The organism is Vibrio sp. La 4.2.2, assembly GCF_027586995.1.
Taxonomy (GTDB): Bacteria; Pseudomonadota; Gammaproteobacteria; order Enterobacterales; family Vibrionaceae; genus Vibrio; species Vibrio mediterranei.
Genome location: NZ_JAPPTJ010000006.1, coordinates 131,469 through 147,590, shown reverse-complemented (window position 1 = coordinate 147,590; position 16,122 = coordinate 131,469). Strand labels below are relative to the sequence as shown.

The 16,122-nt window shown below is 43.7% G+C and carries 15 protein-coding genes; 6 read left to right on the top strand and 9 right to left on the bottom strand.

Annotated features, from left to right (window positions below):
* The first annotated feature begins 246 nt into the window (after positions 1-246).
* Positions 247-1,077 (top strand): helix-turn-helix transcriptional regulator, encoded by an 831-nt coding sequence (locus tag OH456_RS15295; RefSeq protein WP_006071913.1) that lies wholly within the window; start codon positions 247-249, stop codon positions 1,075-1,077.
* On the opposite strand, the gene OH456_RS15290 is transcribed toward OH456_RS15295, so the two are convergent.
* Both OH456_RS15290 and OH456_RS15285 read right to left on the bottom strand, forming a co-directional pair.
* Positions 1,072-1,866, bottom strand: coding sequence for a PTS sugar transporter subunit IIA (locus OH456_RS15290; protein ID WP_038222491.1), 795 nt, complete (start codon positions 1,864-1,866; stop codon positions 1,072-1,074). The genes OH456_RS15295 and OH456_RS15290 overlap by 6 nt on opposite strands.
* 2 nt (positions 1,867-1,868) lie before the next feature.
* On the bottom strand, positions 1,869-2,180 hold the full coding sequence (locus OH456_RS15285) for a PTS fructose transporter subunit IIB (RefSeq protein ID WP_038225448.1): 312 nt from the start codon (positions 2,178-2,180) through the stop codon (positions 1,869-1,871).
* Between the two features lie 256 nt (positions 2,181-2,436).
* Here OH456_RS15285 and OH456_RS15280 point away from each other — a divergent pair, with 256 nt between their 5' ends.
* On the top strand, positions 2,437-3,621 hold the full coding sequence (locus OH456_RS15280; protein ID WP_198557390.1) for an NnrS family protein: 1,185 nt from the start codon (positions 2,437-2,439) through the stop codon (positions 3,619-3,621).
* A 71-nt stretch (positions 3,622-3,692) separates the two neighbouring features.
* Here OH456_RS15280 and asnB read toward each other — a convergent pair whose 3' ends face one another.
* The 4 genes from asnB to nagA form a co-directional block, all read right to left on the bottom strand.
* Positions 3,693-5,357 (bottom strand): asparagine synthase B, encoded by a 1,665-nt coding sequence (gene asnB, locus OH456_RS15275; protein ID WP_006071905.1) that lies wholly within the window; start codon positions 5,355-5,357, stop codon positions 3,693-3,695.
* 227 nt (positions 5,358-5,584) lie between these two features.
* Complete coding sequence (locus OH456_RS15270) at positions 5,585-7,165, bottom strand: cation:proton antiporter family protein (RefSeq protein ID WP_038225443.1); 1,581 nt, start codon at positions 7,163-7,165, stop codon at positions 5,585-5,587.
* 101 nt (positions 7,166-7,266) lie between these two features.
* A complete protein-coding gene (gene nagC / locus OH456_RS15265) occupies positions 7,267-8,481 on the bottom strand; it encodes a DNA-binding transcriptional regulator NagC (RefSeq protein WP_006071900.1) in 1,215 nt (404 codons plus the stop codon).
* 2 nt (positions 8,482-8,483) lie between these two features.
* Positions 8,484-9,620, bottom strand: a complete 1,137-nt coding sequence (gene nagA, locus OH456_RS15260) for an N-acetylglucosamine-6-phosphate deacetylase (protein WP_031494860.1) — start codon at positions 9,618-9,620, stop codon at positions 8,484-8,486.
* 466 nt (positions 9,621-10,086) lie between these two features.
* On the opposite strand from nagA, the gene nagE reads away from it, so the two are divergent.
* Both nagE and glnS read left to right on the top strand, forming a co-directional pair.
* On the top strand, positions 10,087-11,655 hold the full coding sequence (gene nagE, locus OH456_RS15255; RefSeq protein WP_038222489.1) for an N-acetylglucosamine-specific PTS transporter subunit IIBC: 1,569 nt from the start codon (positions 10,087-10,089) through the stop codon (positions 11,653-11,655).
* Positions 11,656-11,858: 203 nt separating this feature from the next.
* Positions 11,859-13,526 carry a glutamine--tRNA ligase gene (gene glnS / locus OH456_RS15250; protein ID WP_006071895.1) on the top strand — a complete coding sequence of 556 codons (1,668 nt, stop codon included), beginning with the start codon at positions 11,859-11,861 and terminating at the stop codon, positions 13,524-13,526.
* 91 nt (positions 13,527-13,617) lie between these two features.
* Here glnS and fcrX read toward each other — a convergent pair whose 3' ends face one another.
* Complete coding sequence (gene fcrX / locus OH456_RS15245) at positions 13,618-14,064, bottom strand: ferric iron uptake transcriptional regulator FcrX (protein ID WP_006071894.1); 447 nt, start codon at positions 14,062-14,064, stop codon at positions 13,618-13,620.
* 191 nt (positions 14,065-14,255) lie between these two features.
* Here fcrX and OH456_RS15240 point away from each other — a divergent pair, with 191 nt between their 5' ends.
* Both OH456_RS15240 and OH456_RS15235 read left to right on the top strand, forming a co-directional pair.
* Positions 14,256-14,768, top strand: a complete 513-nt coding sequence (locus tag OH456_RS15240; RefSeq protein ID WP_006071893.1) for a DUF4442 domain-containing protein — start codon at positions 14,256-14,258, stop codon at positions 14,766-14,768.
* Between the two features lie 74 nt (positions 14,769-14,842).
* Positions 14,843-15,250, top strand: a complete 408-nt coding sequence (locus OH456_RS15235; protein WP_198557393.1) for a hypothetical protein — start codon at positions 14,843-14,845, stop codon at positions 15,248-15,250.
* A gap of 48 nt (positions 15,251-15,298) precedes the next feature.
* Here the strand turns inward: OH456_RS15235 and fldA are convergent, their stop codons facing one another.
* Both fldA and OH456_RS15225 read right to left on the bottom strand, forming a co-directional pair.
* The gene (gene fldA / locus OH456_RS15230; protein WP_006075773.1) at positions 15,299-15,832 is read right to left on the bottom strand and encodes a flavodoxin FldA; all 534 of its coding nucleotides are present in this window, start codon (positions 15,830-15,832) and stop codon (positions 15,299-15,301) included.
* Positions 15,833-15,880: 48 nt separating this feature from the next.
* Entirely contained in the window at positions 15,881-16,102 is a 222-nt protein-coding gene (locus OH456_RS15225) for a DUF2788 domain-containing protein (protein ID WP_006075772.1), read from the bottom strand.
* Positions 16,103-16,122 lie beyond the last annotated feature (20 nt).

Below are 16,122 nucleotides of genomic sequence, written 5' to 3'. Positions count from 1 at the left end.
TGTACCTATGGAATTTTAATGTGAACTGGCTCAATATTTTATATAACCCATTTTTGGTAAGTGAACAGTGTTAAACTTTTTATTTATCAATTACATATTTATTTGTTTCTAGTTGTTATTATTGTCGTAATTATCATTATGTTAGACTTGGCTAGAGCTTTGTAACCTCCTGAATGTCGCAGAAATGCATGACGCAGCTCACGAAAAGAGCTCATATTTCTATTTGGTCGCTGGAGAAATTCGCCAATGTTCCACAATTTAATTGAAACGTTAATTGCCGAAAGGGAGCATTTCAACCGAATCTGGTTTGCTGCCGATCAGCTCACGCCACCACCGTTTAGCTATCAAGTTAATTTCCCAAGGCTTGAGTTGGTAATTAGTGGAGAGTATGAGAATGAACTTGAAGATCCTGAACAGGGTATATCCTCAATCAAGGTATTATCGGGTGATGCGTTGTACATTCCTCCGAACTGCTGGAACAAACCAAATTGGCAAGGGGACTGCTCAGTATTAAGTTTGCTGTTTGGGAAGCGCCAACTAGGCTTTAGCTTGGTGAGTAAGAGACAGGGTGAAACTGGGTTTTACGATATCCAAAAACACAGTGTGCAAACACGTACGGGTCATGCCATTGACCATATTCTCGAGGCGCTCAATGCGATAGCAAGAGAGCCGAAGAAGTCCCCAATGGATGAGCACTTGCTCATGGCGTTACTTTCCTATAGCCAGTCTATGGTGTCAGAACCATCGGATAACTTACGAAGTGGCGACCTGTACCAGGGTATCTGTATTTACATTCAGGAGAATTTCCACCGCACTATTACTCGCAGTAGTATTGCGAAGAGATTTCATATTAGTCCTAATCACCTATCGAGACTGTTCCGCCAGCAAGGGCACATGACTTTAGCGGACTACATCACATGGGTGAGAATGGAACGCGCGAAGTTTATGCTGAAAAAATACGACTTTAAGCTGCAGGAAGTGGCAACACGCTGTGGCTATCAAGATGTGAATTACTTTTTTAGAGTATTTAAGTCAAGAACAGGGCAAACGCCAAGCGAGTACCGGCAGGTATTATAAGGCATTTGCCCGTTGACCTTTGACCAGCTGATGAATCAATATCGCTTTTATTGCTTCAGGCTCTCTACTGGAGGTCAGCAGTTGACAAAACTCCTCATCCAATAGCGATTTGGTGAGATGAGTAAAACTCACTAATAGCGAGCGCTCCGGAGGAGAGGGGAGTATTAGGGCAATAACCAGAGTAACGGGTCCTAGTTTAGGTGCTTGCCAATCGACAGGGTTCTCACACTTAATGACGGTCAGCGATGCTTTATCTACGTCACTAGTGAGTATGTGTGGTAATGCGATCATTTTACCCGTTGCAGTTGACGAATACTGTTCTCGTTTCAGTAAGTTCTGTGTCATCTCTGCGGAGTTAACTTGGGCTGTCAGATTAGCGACTTGCTCAAGAATGGCGGTTTTATCGTTGCTGCTATCACGAGCAAAATGGTAGTCGATTTCAAATGGTAACCGGAAGGTGCTTAATCCTCTCAATAACGATAGATTGGCGTGTTTATTGGAGCGATGAGCCGTATTCACCAACATAAAGTGTTCAGCAATAAAGTCCATCAAGACCATACAAGCAAGCTCAGCATCTGAGCCTTCAATGTGCAGCTGGCAAAGGTCATCTTGTTTGCCTGCTAGTGAAAGAATACGCAGTGGATGCTCTATATTAGCACTATCCCAGCAGGTTAAATTACGCAGAATCACCACTGAGCGAAACATGTTACTCAGTGTTTTTAATCGATTGATTTTCCATCCAGAAAACCCGTCTTCCGGTAGGACAAAGGTGATTCTACGTTCTATCAAGGTTAACCTCTAACAAGCCCCATGCAACGCTGTATAACCGAATCAACATCAGTCAGAACCTCTTCGATTGTGACGCAGTGTATTTTACTACCCGTAAATCGAGCTCGGTGCTCAACTTCAATATCGGAAGCAATGAGGACAAGATCGGCATTAGCGATATCTTGGGTGCTCAGTTGTCCTTCAATACCCATTGCACCTTGAGTCTCTACTTTGATGCCTATATTTTCTTTTTGAGCCGCTTTTCGAATAGCGTCAGCTGCCATATACGTATGAGCAATACCAGTTGGGCAAGCTGTGACCGCAACCATTTTCATTGTCTATTCTCTATATTATCAACCAGAATAAAGTGAGCGTTAGAGTACTAATTTGTCATTGATTCGTATAGCAAAGAGATCAAATTCTGGATGATTTAAATTGAACCCATATGAGTCATAATGACTTGTATTTTACCTATGTCCATTTGACTTTATTTTAAGCAATTTGGACTCGTGGTGCCCGAAATATGGGGCCTTTGTTACTTGGTATGATTTGTGCAATTACACAAATGTATGTCATTTTAAGTGAGTCGTTATGCTAAATATTACTGATAAAAAGGTTGAAGAGAAGATACCAGCTTGGCTTCGTCTTGGTTTTCGTCCTTTTTTCTTACTCGGAAGCGTTTATGCCATCTTTGCGGTGGTGGCCTGGGTCATCATGTTCCAAAAAGGTCAGCCCGAAGCGTTGCAAGTCCCCGCGTTATGGTGGCATGCCCATGAAATGATATTCGGTTTTGCGATGGCAATCGTGGTCGGTTTTGTCCTAACAGCAGTGCAGACATGGACCGGAGTTAACGGAACTAAGCATTATCGCCTATTATTGCTCGTTACACTGTGGGGGCTAACACGTGTTTTGTTTTGGACACCAGTACCGTTGTGGTTGACGTCTAGTATTGAGTCGTTGTTCATCCTGCTAGCCGCATACGAAGTGGGTTTTAGGGTTTACCAGTCAAAAGGCTGGAAGAACTTGTTTTTTGTGCCTTTGTTTTTGTTAGCTATTTTTGCCAACTTTGCCAGTTATGCCACTGTTAAAGGAATGCCTCCATTTAGTTCAAGTGCGGTATGGGGCGCGATGATCTGGTGGTTCACTATCCTGATCTCAGTAATGGGCGGTAGAGTGATTCCGTTTTTCTCTTCGCGCCGATTCCAGTTTGATAAACCCCAGCCATTAGTTTGGCTGGAGTGGCTAGCGACGCTGCCTCTGATGGGGTTATTTGTGTTGAGTTTCTTCCCGTTATCATTTGCTGTGCTGGGTAAACCGCTTATGTTGATTGCAGGGCTGTTTCAATTAGTGCGTTGGTTGCGTTGGAAGCCTTGGCTGACGCTTTCTGAACCTTTAGTTTGGTCATTAATGCTGACTTATTTATGTCTGCCATTAAGCCTGTTGTACCGAGGAATGCTAAGCGATGCTTTTGCATCACACGCTATGCTGCACTTGTTTGCGGTAGGCGCGTTAGGTGGCGTAGTTTTATCTATGATCAGTCGCGTGACGATGGGGCATACCGGTCGTGCTATCTATAAGGGCCCTAATATGACATGGGCATTTGTCGCTATTATTGTTGCAGCAGTCATTCGTAGTATTGGTGTGGCCGTGTGGCCACAGCACATGTTCCTGATGATTGATATTAGTGCGGGGCTTTGGGCCTTTGCGTTCGGTATGTATGTATACCACTTTGGCAAAATGCTAGTTACTCCAAGAGTGGATGGTCACCCGGGCTAACGTCAATTTAGTGTTCAAATAAAAAAACCAGCCGTGAGGCTGGTTTTTTTGGATTAGGTTAACTTTGACACTTAGTAAGAGTCGTTGTGAACTGCTTGAACAGCTCGACCTGAAGGATCAACACAGTTCTGGAAAGATTCATCCCATTCAAGTGCTTTTGCAGAAGAGCACGCTACCGACGGGCCACCTGGAACACATTGGGCCGCAGATTCGAGTGGGAACAGCTCTTCGAAGATTTCACGGTATGCGTAACCTTCTTTTGTTGTTGGCGTGTTGTATGGGAAGCGGAATGCTGCGGTTTCCATTTGTTGGTCAGTCACTTTCGCTTCAGCCACTTCTTTCAGTGTATCAATCCAGCTGTAACCTACACCGTCAGAGAACTGCTCTTTTTGACGCCATGCGATTGACTCTGGAAGGTAGTGTTCAAAACACTCACGCAGGATGTGTTTTTCCATCTTACCGTTGCCACACATTTTGTCTTCAGGGTTTAAGCGCATTGCTACATCGATAAACTCTTTATCTAAGAAAGGTACACGGCCTTCAACGCCCCATGCTGCAAGTGATTTGTTGGCACGTGCGCAGTCAAACATGTTCAATGCAAGCAGCTTACGAACTGTTTCTTCGTGGAACTCTTTTGCGTTTGGCGCTTTGTGGAAATACAGGTAGCCACCAAAGATCTCGTCTGCCCCTTCACCAGAAAGAACCATTTTAATACCCATTGCTTTGATCTTACGTCCCATTAGGAACATAGGCGTTGAAGCACGGATTGTGGTGACGTCATACGTTTCGATATGGTAGATAACATCGCGAATCGCATCCAAACCTTCTTGAATGGTATAGGTCATCTCGTGGTGAACGGTACCGATTTGGTCAGCCACTTCACGAGCGGCTTTGAGATCTGGAGCACCTTCGAGGCCAACTGCAAATGAGTGAAGTTGAGGCCACCATGCCGCTGACTTTTCATCGTCTTCAATACGCATTGCTGCGAAACGTTTTGCGACAGCAGAAGTGATAGAAGAGTCAAGACCACCTGAAAGTAGTACGCCATAAGGTACATCTGTCATTAGCTGACGCTTAACCGCCGCTTCTAGTGCTTCAGTCAGCTCTTCTTTGCTTGTACTGTTGCCTTGCACTGCTGCGTATTCGTTCCAGTCACGAATATAGTAACGCTGCGGCTCTGCATCTTTAGAGCCATAGTAACTGCCTGGAGGAAATTCGCTAATAGTCTTACAAACAGGAACTAGCGCTTTCATTTCTGACGCAACATAGTAGTTACCGTGTTCGTCATAGCCCTGGTAAAGCGGGATGATACCAATATGGTCACGGCCAACAAGATACTCATCTTTCTCTTCATCATAAAGGACGAAAGCGAAAATGCCGTTTAGCTCTTCTAGTAGGTCTGCACCCATGTCTTGGTATAGCGCTAGAATGACTTCACAATCTGAGTCAGTTTGGAACTCATATTTGCCTTCATAGCGAGCACGAATTTCTTTGTGGTTGTAGATTTCACCATTAACAGCAAGGATGTGTTTTTTATCTTGGCTGTAAAGTGGTTGAGCACCACTATTAAGGCCAACGATAGCCAGGCGCTCATGCGCAAGAATTGCTTTGTCTGAAGCATAGATACCAGACCAATCTGGTCCACGATGACGAAGCTTTTTAGACATCTCTAACGCGACTGGACGTAGAGCGGCTGCATCACTTTTTATGTCTAAAATGCCAAATACTGAACACATACAACTTCCTTTTAGATGAAATTTAACGCTGTTGAGTTCAATTTGCCATCTGCTCAAAAAAAAGCAACCGTGATGAACGAAAAAGATGATAAAAGTGAGGTTTGATTAAATATTTTTTAATTGAATGGCCTTTTTGGTATATGGCATTTAGATATTGGTGCTTTGATGGTCAATTAACCACAAAAAAAGCCGGATTGACCGGCTTTTAATTATGTTTGTAGAGGTTGCTATTTGAGGTTAGGTTGCAGCTGATCGCACACATGGCGTGCGAAACCACTACCTGCTTCGCTGTAGATATTAAATGCCGCATTAACACCCATTTGCTCCAACTCATCCAATTGATCTGGGTAAGCGGCGATAGCAGCAATTTGCCCTTTAAACTGCTTTTGGTGAAGTAGGTCTAACGCAGTTTGATTACCTTGATGGTGGGGCATTGCCAGCAATACCAACTTTACATGAGCTGTGTCGAGAATACGTTCCCAGAAATCAGGGTCGGTGGCATCGCCGGCTATAACATTTCTGCCTTCCTCTCGATGTTGCTTAGCGGCTTCTTCGCGCACTTCAACACCTAGGCTAACTTTTCCATATCGTTGGTAGAGCTCGTCATAAGCACCAGTGCCGATTCGTCCCATGCCAAGAATCAGAACCTGAGCTTCGCCTGGATTGATGAATTGGTCGCGGGTATTGATCTTCTCTGCTGCTTGTTCCTTTAGCCACTTCGCACTGCGCAAGTAAATGCTGTGCCCAATTCGGTTTAGAGGGGCAGAAACGATAAAGGACAACGATACGGCAATGGCTAACGCGACTAAGATGTCACCGGAAATCCAACCCAGTTTGTAAGCCAAGCCACCGACAATGAGACCGAACTCACTGAAGTTAAACAGAGTGAGTGTAGTTAGAAGGCACGTACGGACACGGAATTTAAATGCGTTGATGACCACGAAGTAAAGAATGCCTTTCAGTGGCAGTAACAAGAGGAGCAATGCACCGAGCACAAAACCTTCGATTGTAGGCTGATCAGCAAGACCAATATTGAGGAAAAAGCAGACTAAGAACAGCTCTTTTAAATTGAAAAGTGATTTTGACAGCTCAGAAGCTTTAGAATGTGAAGCTAACAGCATACCCAAGATAAGCGCACCCAAATCCGGCTTCATTCCAACCAATTCAAATAACCCTGCACCCATGACGAGTGCGAAGAAAATGCCACTTAATACGAGCATTTCGCCATGTCCGGCTTTATTTAATAGCTTGAACATGATGGGACGAAGGAGAGGAAGAGCAAATAGTCCGATGGCATACCATTCTGGGAACTTGCCTGTTGATGCTGTTAAAAAGATGACCGCGAAGATATCCTGCATAACCAGGATACCAATGGCGAGAGTGCCATAGGTAGCATTCATCTCACCTTTTTCTTGTAAGGTTTTTACTGCAAATACAGTACTTGAGAAGGAAAGAGCAAAGCCCAACAGAATAAGTTGCTCAACGTCGAGCGTAGCAAGGCTAGAAACACCCAGAATTTTCAAACCAAGTAACAAAACGGCGAACAAAAGTGTCGAAAGCAGATTATGAATGGTTGCGCCGGCCCAAATTTCTTTGGACAACAAAGTTTTAATGTCGAGCTTTAAGCCAATAGTAAACAGTAGAAGTGTCACACCAAGGTCTGCAAGAGTGGTAATGGTATCGGTCGATTCAAAACCAAAGTGATGCAGAATAAACCCAGCAAGTAGAAAACCTACTAAGGGTGGTAGTTGACATTTCAATGCGAGGAAACCCGCGATGAAGGCGACGGTTATAAGGATCAGTTCCATAGTATTTTTTATTATCTGAAGACAAAAAGACCACACCGAAGTGTGGTCACATATTCTACATAATTTATGTAAGGGTTTGTTTGTTATTTCAAAACATTTTCTCAATCTTCGAGTAGTTTTTGTAACAAAACCCCATTTAGCATGGCGCGTTTGATCATAGCGAAGGCACCCATTGTAGGTTGCTTATCGATTTCTGAAGCAACAATTGGTAGCTCTGTGTGGAATGTCGTTAATGACTGGTTTTCGACATTACGACGAATCGCTGGGAAGACAATCTCTTTTGCCATGGTAATGTCACCAGCAATAATGATTTTCTGCGGGTTGAACAGGTTAATAGTGATTGCGATGGCTTTGCCGAGCTGGTTACCCACTCGAACTAAGCTCTGTTTGGCTAACTCGTCGCCATTTAATGCGTGTGAGCAAACATCTTCAATAGTTATGTGCTCTTTTAGAGCAAGTGTTGACTCATACCCTTGTTCAATCAGCTTTTTAACGCGTTTGACAATTGCTGGGTTAGCCGCAACCGTTTCTAAGCAGCCAAAGTTGCCACATTGGCATTGTTCACCTAGCGGATCGATTTGGATATGACCAATTTCACCCACATTGCGGTTGTGCCCTAAGAACACTTGGCCATTGACGATAATACCAGCACCAGTACCACGGTGAACACTGACCAATATGGAATCTTGGCAGTCGCGGCTTGCGCCAAAGTAATGTTCTGCCAGAGCTAAACCACGAATATCGTTACCTACAAAACACTCTACTTTGAATTGAGCACGAACTAAGTCAGCGAGCTCGAGTTTGTCGATGTCGGTATTTGGCATGTATTCAACAACACCCGTAGTCGGGTTAACCAGCCCAGGTAGGGTAATGCCAATAGCAATAAGCTGTTCGATTTTAGGGCTGTGTTCTTTTAGAAATTCGCGAAGCGATGTCACCAAGCCTTCGCTAAGTTCACTTTGATTGGTGTAGTAAAAATCATTATGGGAGAAGGCCATTTCACGGCCACCCAAATCGTAAAGAGAGAACTGCACATAATCTCGACCGAGACGTACTGCGACAGAGTGGAAAGGCTCCACAGCTGTCGTTAGAGAGATGGCTCTGCGTCCACCTGTTGAGGCTTGTTGAGCGACCTCTTTGATAAGGCCGCGCTCCAATAATTGGCGGGTAATTTTGGTAACGCTTGCAGGTGCCAGCTGGCTAACATCAGCAACTTGAATGCGAGAAATAGGCCCTTGTTGGTCTATTAAACGGTAAACCGCTGCACTGTTAAGTTGTTTTACTAAATCTACGTTACCTATTTGTCCGCCATTCATGCTCAATTTTGCTCGTATTGTCCGTTAACAATTGTGCCTTGGACATTATAATCTCTATCGAATACGGTCAAGTTAGCAATCATGCCTTTCTTAATGCGGCCAAGCTTGTCTTCTAAACCCATTGCTTTAGCAGGGTAAAGCGTCGCCATTCGTAGAGCTTCGTCCAAAGCGATACCAGCGTGTTCAACTGTGTTCTGAACCGCCTCAATCATTGTAAGTGCGCTGCCACCTAGTGTGCCGTTTTCATCCACGCACTTACCATCCTTGTAATATACTTTCTTACCGACAAAAATAAAGTAATCCATGTCAGCACCCGCTGGAGCTGTGGCGTCCGTCACTAATACTAACTTTTCACCTTTCACTTTATGCGCGATGCGAATGTTCGCATAGTCAACATGGAAACCATCGGCAATCACACCGGCGTAGACATCTGGCGTATCGTAAATAGCACCAACAACGCCCGGCTCACGACCTGTCATTGGCGTCATCGCATTAAATAAATGCGTTGCGAATGTAATGCCAGATTCAAAACCTTTACGGGCTTCTTCGTAAGTGGCATTAGTGTGGCCAATTGAGACCACAATACCTGCTTTACGTAGCTTTTCGATATGCTCTGGTGCGTTTTGTTCTGGAGCTAAGGTCACTTTTGCGACGAGGTCGCGGTTTTCACAGATAAGGTCGATCATTGCATCGTCAGATTGACGAATGAAGTCAGGGCTATGAATGCCTTTTTTCGCAACGTTTAGGTAAGGACCTTCTAGGTGTAGGCCAAGAGAGTGGTTTTGGTTCTGGCTGTGGTATTCGCGAGCTGCGGTCAATGCTTGGCGCATATTGTCATCAGATGAAGTAATCAGCGTAGGTAAGAAGCTAGTACAGCCTGACTTAAGGTTAGCTCTATGCATGGTATGGATAGTGTCGGCGGTTATTTCGTCATTGAACATCACACCGCCACAGCCGTTTAGCTGCAAATCAATAAAACCCGGGCTTAGGTTTGCGCCGTTTAAATCCACGCACTTAATGTCACTTGGAAGCTCTGCGCTAGGCAGAACCGACTCGATTTGGTCACCATTGATTAGCACCGCATGATTGGTGAGAACGTCACTACCCGTGAAGATCTTACAGTTAGTTAATGCATACATAGTTAGCGAATCCTTGTGTTGTATTCTCTTTAGCTCATTGCGGTTATCGAAACAGTGAAGATTCGACTTAGTTTTCTGCTTGTAGCAATGAGACGGATTTAGTAGTCAGCAAGTTTTAATTAGATAAAACAGTCAAAGTAACTTAATGATAATGAGGGAGTTATTGTTATTTTATGTGTAGTCATTACATTGGAAAAGTTGATTCCAATCGCAAAATAATCGCTACTTAGTGCAACTCTCTCAGGCAAAATCCTACTTAGATTTTGCTATTTTTTCGTATGATAAAATAAGTTTTATGATCTAGCTAGCAAAAAGCCTCTATTTTGGCAAAAACTGGTGATTATGATCACAAATGGTGAGGTTTTAATTTGCGGAGCAAAATTAATTTCATAAACTGAATAGGACTAAATTGAACGGCTAAAATAAGTCGTCCAACAAAATTCAAATCCTATAGGGGGAACTTAAGGTGAATATGCTAGGATATGCACAGAAGCTAGGTAAAGCGTTAATGCTACCTATCGCAACGCTTCCGATTGCGGCGCTTCTACTACGTTTGGGTCAAGGCGACCTTTTAGACATTCCATTTATGGCGCAAGCTGGTGGAGCGATTTTCGGTCAACTGCCTCTGCTATTCGGTCTAGGTATTGCGATTGGTCTTTCTAAAGACGGTAACGGTGCAGCAGGTCTTGCTGGTGCAGTTGCTTACTTCGTTCTAACTGCGACAGCAACAACAATCAACGCTGACGTTAACATGTCATTCTTCGGTGGTATCTTCGCAGGTATCATTGCAGGTCACTCTTACAACGCATTCCATGCGACTCGTCTTCCAGAATGGTTGGCATTCTTCGCAGGTAAGCGTCTAGTTCCTATCATGGCTGGTCTATTTGCTCTAGTAGCAGGTGCGATCTCAGGTGTGGTTTGGCCTAGCATCCAAGGTGGTCTTGACGCTCTAGCACACGCAGTATCAACTTCTGGCGCAATTGGTCAGTTCGTTTATGGTACGCTTAACCGTGCACTTATCCCTGTAGGTCTTCACCACGTTCTTAACTCATACTTCTGGTTCGGTATGGGTACGTGTCAAGAAGTTCTAGTTACTGGCGCTCAAGCTGCTGGTCAAGCGCTTCCTTCTCTACAACAGCTTTGTGTAGACCCAGCTCTTGCTAAGACTCTAGTAGCTGGTCAAGCTCATACATTCGAGTTTGCTAACTCTGTAACTCCTGAAATCACAGCAACAGTTAAAGAAGTTACTGAAACAGTGAAAACTGGTGACCTACACCGCTTCTTCGGCGGCGATAAGAGCGCTGGTGTATTCATGAACGGCTTCTTCCCTGTAATGATGTTTGGTCTACCAGGTGCAGCACTAGCAATGTACCTAGCAGCACCTGCTGAGAAACGCAGCCAAGTTGGTGGTGCACTATTCTCTGTAGCATTCTGTTCATTCCTAACTGGTATCACAGAGCCACTAGAGTTCATGTTTGTATTCCTAGCACCTGCACTATATGCAATGCACGCAGTATTTACTGGTCTAGCTCTAGTTGTTGCTAACATGTTTGGTACGCTACACGGCTTCGGCTTCTCTGCTGGTCTAATCGACTTCGTATTGAACTGGGGTCTAGCTACGAAACCATTCACACTACTACTAATCGGTCTAGGCTTCGGTGCTCTATACTTCTTCACATTCAGCTTCGCAATCCGCGCTTTCAACCTGAAGTCGCCTGGTCGTGAAGACGATGATGTAGAAGTAGAAGTTGACGGTGACGTGAAAAACGGTGACCTAGCTCGCCAATACCTAAAAGCCCTAGGTGGTCACGATAACCTAACTTCAATCGATGCTTGTATCACACGTCTACGTCTAACGCTTAAAGACCGCTCTGTTGCTGACGAAGCTGTACTTAAAAAGCTAGGTGCGAAAGGTGTAGTGAAACTAGGTGAAAATAACCTACAAGTTATCCTAGGCCCTCTAGCTGAAATCATTGCCGGTGAAATGAAGTCTATCGGTGCTGGTGAAGACTTATCAGAAGTAAAACTTCCATAGTCTAGCTACTCATTGATTTCCATAGTAAAGCCTCTCATATGAGAGGCTTTTTTTATGCCTCTTTTGTTCTGCTTTTTCACCGTTCAAGTTTCAGTACTAAAATAATCTTGTGAAAATGCGAGTTCTTGTTGAGGTTTCGCAAGGAATTGTGGATCATTAGCGTTTATATATCTGACAATACTTAAAACATAGAGGTGTTATAGATGAGTGAAGCTGAGGCTCGTCCATCGAACTTTATTCGCCAAATCATTGATAAAGATTTAGCGGATGGCAAGCATACTAGCGTGCATACTCGTTTTCCGCCGGAGCCAAATGGTTACCTGCATATCGGTCACGCAAAATCTATTTGTTTAAACTTCGGTATTGCTCAGGACTATCAGGGACAATGTAATCTTCGTTTTGATGATACAAACCCTGAAAAAGAAGACGTTGAATACGTTGAGTCGATTAAGAATGATGTAAGCTGGTTAGGCTTTGAGTGGTCTGGTGACGTGTGTTATTCATCAAACTACTTCGATAAGCTTTACGAGTATGCGGTTGAATTGATTAATAAAGGCTTAGCGTATGTTGACGAGCTAAGTCCAGAGCAGATCCGCGAGTATCGAGGAACGCTTACCGCACCTGGTAAACCAAGCCCATATCGTGATCGTTCAGTTGAAGAGAACTTAGCGCTATTCGAAAAAATGCGTGATGGCGGCTTCGAAGAGGGTACAGCTTGTCTTCGTGCCAAGATCGACATGAGTTCATCATTTATGGTTATGCGCGATCCTGTGCTTTATCGTGTTCGTTTCGCTCACCACCATCAAACAGGTGACAAGTGGTGCATTTATCCGATGTATGACTTCACTCACTGTATTTCAGATGCGCTTGAGGGCATTACCCACTCGCTATGTACGTTAGAGTTCCAAGATAACCGTCGCTTGTACGACTGGGTTCTTGAAAACATCACTATTGATTGCCAACCGCATCAGTATGAGTTCAGTCGTCTGAACTTGGAATACACAGTGATGTCAAAGCGTAAGCTTAACCAACTGGTGACTGAGAAACTGGTTAACGGCTGGGATGACCCGCGTATGCCAACGATTTCTGGTTTGCGTCGTCGTGGATTTACGCCTGCTTCAATTCGTGAATTCTGCAAACGTATCGGTGTGACAAAACAAGAGAACATGATCGAGTTTGGTTCTCTAGAGTCATGCGTTCGCGATGATTTGAATGAGAACGCTCCTCGTGCAATGGCTGTTTTAGATCCTGTGAAAATTGTGATCGAAAACTACCAAGGTGAAGGTGAAACCTTATCAATTGCAAATCACCCGAATAAACCAGAAATGGGTACACGTGAAGTACCATTTACTCGTGAAGTTTGGATTGAACGTGAAGATTTCCGCGAAGAAGCCAACAAGAAGTATAAGCGTCTTGTTTTAGGTAAAGAAGTTCGTTTACGTGGTGCTTATGTGATCAAAGCAGAGCGCATTGAGAAAGACGAAGCTGGCAATATTACTACGATTTTCTGTAGTTACGATGCTGATACGCTAGGTAAAAATCCAGCTGACGGTCGTAAAGTGAAAGGCGTTATTCACTGGGTATCAGCGGATAAAGGTCTACCTGCTGAGATTCGCCTGTATGATCGCTTGTTTACTGTTGCTAACCCTGCGGCGGCGGATAACTTTGCTGAAACCATCAATCCAGAGTCTCTAGTTGTGTCAAAGGGCTTTGTAGAGCCAAGTTTGGCAGCAGCAGATGCTTCTCAAGGTTACCAATTTGAGCGTATGGGTTACTTCTGTGCGGACATCAAAGACTCTAGTGCTGAATCTTTGGTTTTCAACCGTACCGTTGGTCTACGTGACACTTGGGCTAAGGTCGAAGCAAAATAATCACTTTAAGCCTCTCTTTTCTGAGAGGGGCTTTAGATACTAAAAAACCAGCCACAATGGCTGGTTTTTTTAATTCTACCCATTTAGCGTGTTAACGAGGTTCGTGCGCTTTAGGGTTATCTTTGCATGCACCACCAATGCACTTACCATAGAGGTAAAGGCTGTGGTTGGTGAGTTCGATATTATAACGAGCTGCAATCTCTTTTTGACGAGTTTCAATCACATCGTCAGAGAACTCGATAACCTCACCACAATCTAGGCACACAAGGTGATCATGATGGTGCTGAGTAGAAAGCTCAAATACCGATTTACCACCTTCGAAGTGATGGCGTGTAACAATACCCGCATCATCAAATTGGTTTAGAACACGGTAAACCGTAGCTAAACCGATCTCTTCTCCAAGATCGATGAGCTTCTTGTACAGATCTTCTGCACTGATATGTTGGTACTCTGGCTTCTGCAGTACTTCTAAAATTTTTAGTCGCGGCAGCGTGACTTTCAGTCCCGCGTCTTTAAGTGCCTTATTGTTGTCTGACATAAACTTTCCTGTAATGATCTGCAGCAATAAACAGATTTCAGTAATCTATTCATTATAGGGTACTACAGCGTAACAATAAACCTCGAACTTCAAAGGGTTACTAAGTATTAACATAGAAGGCGAACAATGTCACTTTACAAACACGTCTGACCAGTTACAATTCGTTTACATATGAAGTTGGATTGCGAGTTATGGATAAACGATTAGCGAAAATTTATAAACCCAAATACGTGAAGTTTGCATTGAACATCTGGCCACCTTTTTGGGGAGCCGGGATAAAAATCACTGAGATCAGTGAGGATTTTCGTTCAGTTAAAGTGCGATTAAAACTGAAGTGGTGGAACAAAAATGCCAATCGTTCCCAGTTTGGCGGCAGTATTTTCGCCATGACTGATCCTATCTATTCGTTGATGTTGATGGGAATTCTTCGCGAGCAATATTATGTTTGGGATAAAGAAGCCAGTATCGATTTTATCAAGCCAGGTTTTTCTGACTTAAATGCTGAGTTTGTAGTGAGCCAAGATATGTTGGACGGCATTCTACACAGTACGGCAACAGGGGATAAGTGCTTTCCAGAGTTTGTCACCCACATTCACAACCAGCATGGTGAGGTCGTCGCCACCATTCAACGTAAACTTTATATCCGTAAGAAGCCTAAATACCGCGCAGAAACAGAAAATGATACTACGTCGGTGCAAGCTTAGTTTTTGCCAGTAGTACACAACACGGTTATGGTTTGGTTTATTATTAACTGAATTAATGATGTAGTGAGGTGTCAGTGAAGCGTTTAGTCATTTTAGGTTTAACAGTGCTCTTTAGCGGCACTGTACTTTCAGAAACCTTAACACCTGAAATTTTGAGACAGCTCAACGACGATCTTGCTCATATTAAATTTAAGCAAGTTGACCCTAAAATCACAATCTCTGATATGCATCTTGCGCTCAATGATGGGATTTTGTTTAGAACGACCACATATCGATATGCGGGAGACCCTGAAACAGAATCAATGACTACCTGGATGCTAGAGGCGATGACTCAGCAAGTCTGTCAGCAACTGATGCCTATACTTAATGGACGGTTTAGTAATGTTAGCCAAATTGCTGCAACAGAGTCGATTGAGTTTGAAACAGGCCAAATTGCTTCAAAAACCCGAATTTGTAGTACTTCTGATACACAATCAAAATAAAAAAACCTCCGAAATGGAGGTTTTTTTGCATTCACTTTGGCGAGTGAATTAATCTTCTAGCTCAGCTAAGCACATTTCTTCATAAAGTTGCTTAGTCCAGTTAGATACACGCTCGTCAGTTAGTTCTGGCTGGCGGTCTTCGTCGATACATAGGCCAACGAATTGTGACTCATCGCCTTCAACAAGTGCTTTAGAAGCTTCAAACTCGTACCCTTCAGTTGGTGTGTAACCAATGATAGTACCGCCTTTTGCTTCAACGATGTCACGTACTGTACCCATAGCATCACAGAAGTACTCTGCGTAGTCTTCTTGGTCACCACAGCCAAAGATAGCAACAAGCTTAGTTGAGAAGTCAATGCCTTCTAGCTCTGGGAAGAAATCATCCCAATCTGCTTGAGCTTCGCCGTAATACCAAGTTGGGATACCTAAAAGCAGTAAATCGAAATTGTCGATATCTTCTTTGCTGCTTTTTGCAATGTCTTGAACGTGAACGAGCTGTTTACCCAATTGTTTTTGGATCATCTTTGCAATAGCTTCTGTGTTGCCAGTATCGCTACCAAAGAATAGACCTACACTTGCCATAGATTCAGTACCTTTTCATTGTCTGTGTTGGATTAAGGAACCGGAACGTTAGCCGAGTCCTGTGCCTTCCCAGCTGAGCTGAATAATGCCTTTTGCGACAAAACCTGCACACCCTAAGAACAGCACAAGCCATACAATACGTCGACCAAAAACAGGAACATTACCTTGTTTGAGGACATCTTTGATTGCCATACCGATCAAAAAGAAGATCGCTGCAAACAGTAGATCCAAACCAATAGATTCCAGTTTGTTTATGTAGTCGTAAAGCATGGTATTCCTTTATGCCAATA

Excerpts from the sequence above, each read along its gene's own strand:
- OH456_RS15295 (WP_006071913.1), top strand. The coding sequence starts at position 247 with ATGTTCCACAATTTAATTGAAACGTTAATTGCCGAAAGGGAGCATTTC.
- OH456_RS15285 (WP_038225448.1), bottom strand. The coding sequence starts at position 2,180 with ATGAAAATGGTTGCGGTCACAGCTTGCCCAACTGGTATTGCTCATACG.
- OH456_RS15280 (WP_198557390.1), top strand. The coding sequence starts at position 2,437 with ATGCTAAATATTACTGATAAAAAGGTTGAAGAGAAGATACCAGCTTGG.
- asnB (WP_006071905.1), bottom strand. The coding sequence starts at position 5,357 with ATGTGTTCAGTATTTGGCATTTTAGACATAAAAAGTGATGCAGCCGCT.
- OH456_RS15270 (WP_038225443.1), bottom strand. The coding sequence starts at position 7,165 with ATGGAACTGATCCTTATAACCGTCGCCTTCATCGCGGGTTTCCTCGCA.
- nagC (WP_006071900.1), bottom strand. The coding sequence starts at position 8,481 with ATGAATGGCGGACAAATAGGTAACGTAGATTTAGTAAAACAACTTAAC.
- nagA (WP_031494860.1), bottom strand. The coding sequence starts at position 9,620 with ATGTATGCATTAACTAACTGTAAGATCTTCACGGGTAGTGACGTTCTC.
- glnS (WP_006071895.1), top strand. The coding sequence starts at position 11,859 with ATGAGTGAAGCTGAGGCTCGTCCATCGAACTTTATTCGCCAAATCATT.
- fcrX (WP_006071894.1), bottom strand. The coding sequence starts at position 14,064 with ATGTCAGACAACAATAAGGCACTTAAAGACGCGGGACTGAAAGTCACG.
- OH456_RS15240 (WP_006071893.1), top strand. The coding sequence starts at position 14,256 with ATGGATAAACGATTAGCGAAAATTTATAAACCCAAATACGTGAAGTTT.
- fldA (WP_006075773.1), bottom strand. The coding sequence starts at position 15,832 with ATGGCAAGTGTAGGTCTATTCTTTGGTAGCGATACTGGCAACACAGAA.
- OH456_RS15225 (WP_006075772.1), bottom strand. The coding sequence starts at position 16,102 with ATGCTTTACGACTACATAAACAAACTGGAATCTATTGGTTTGGATCTA.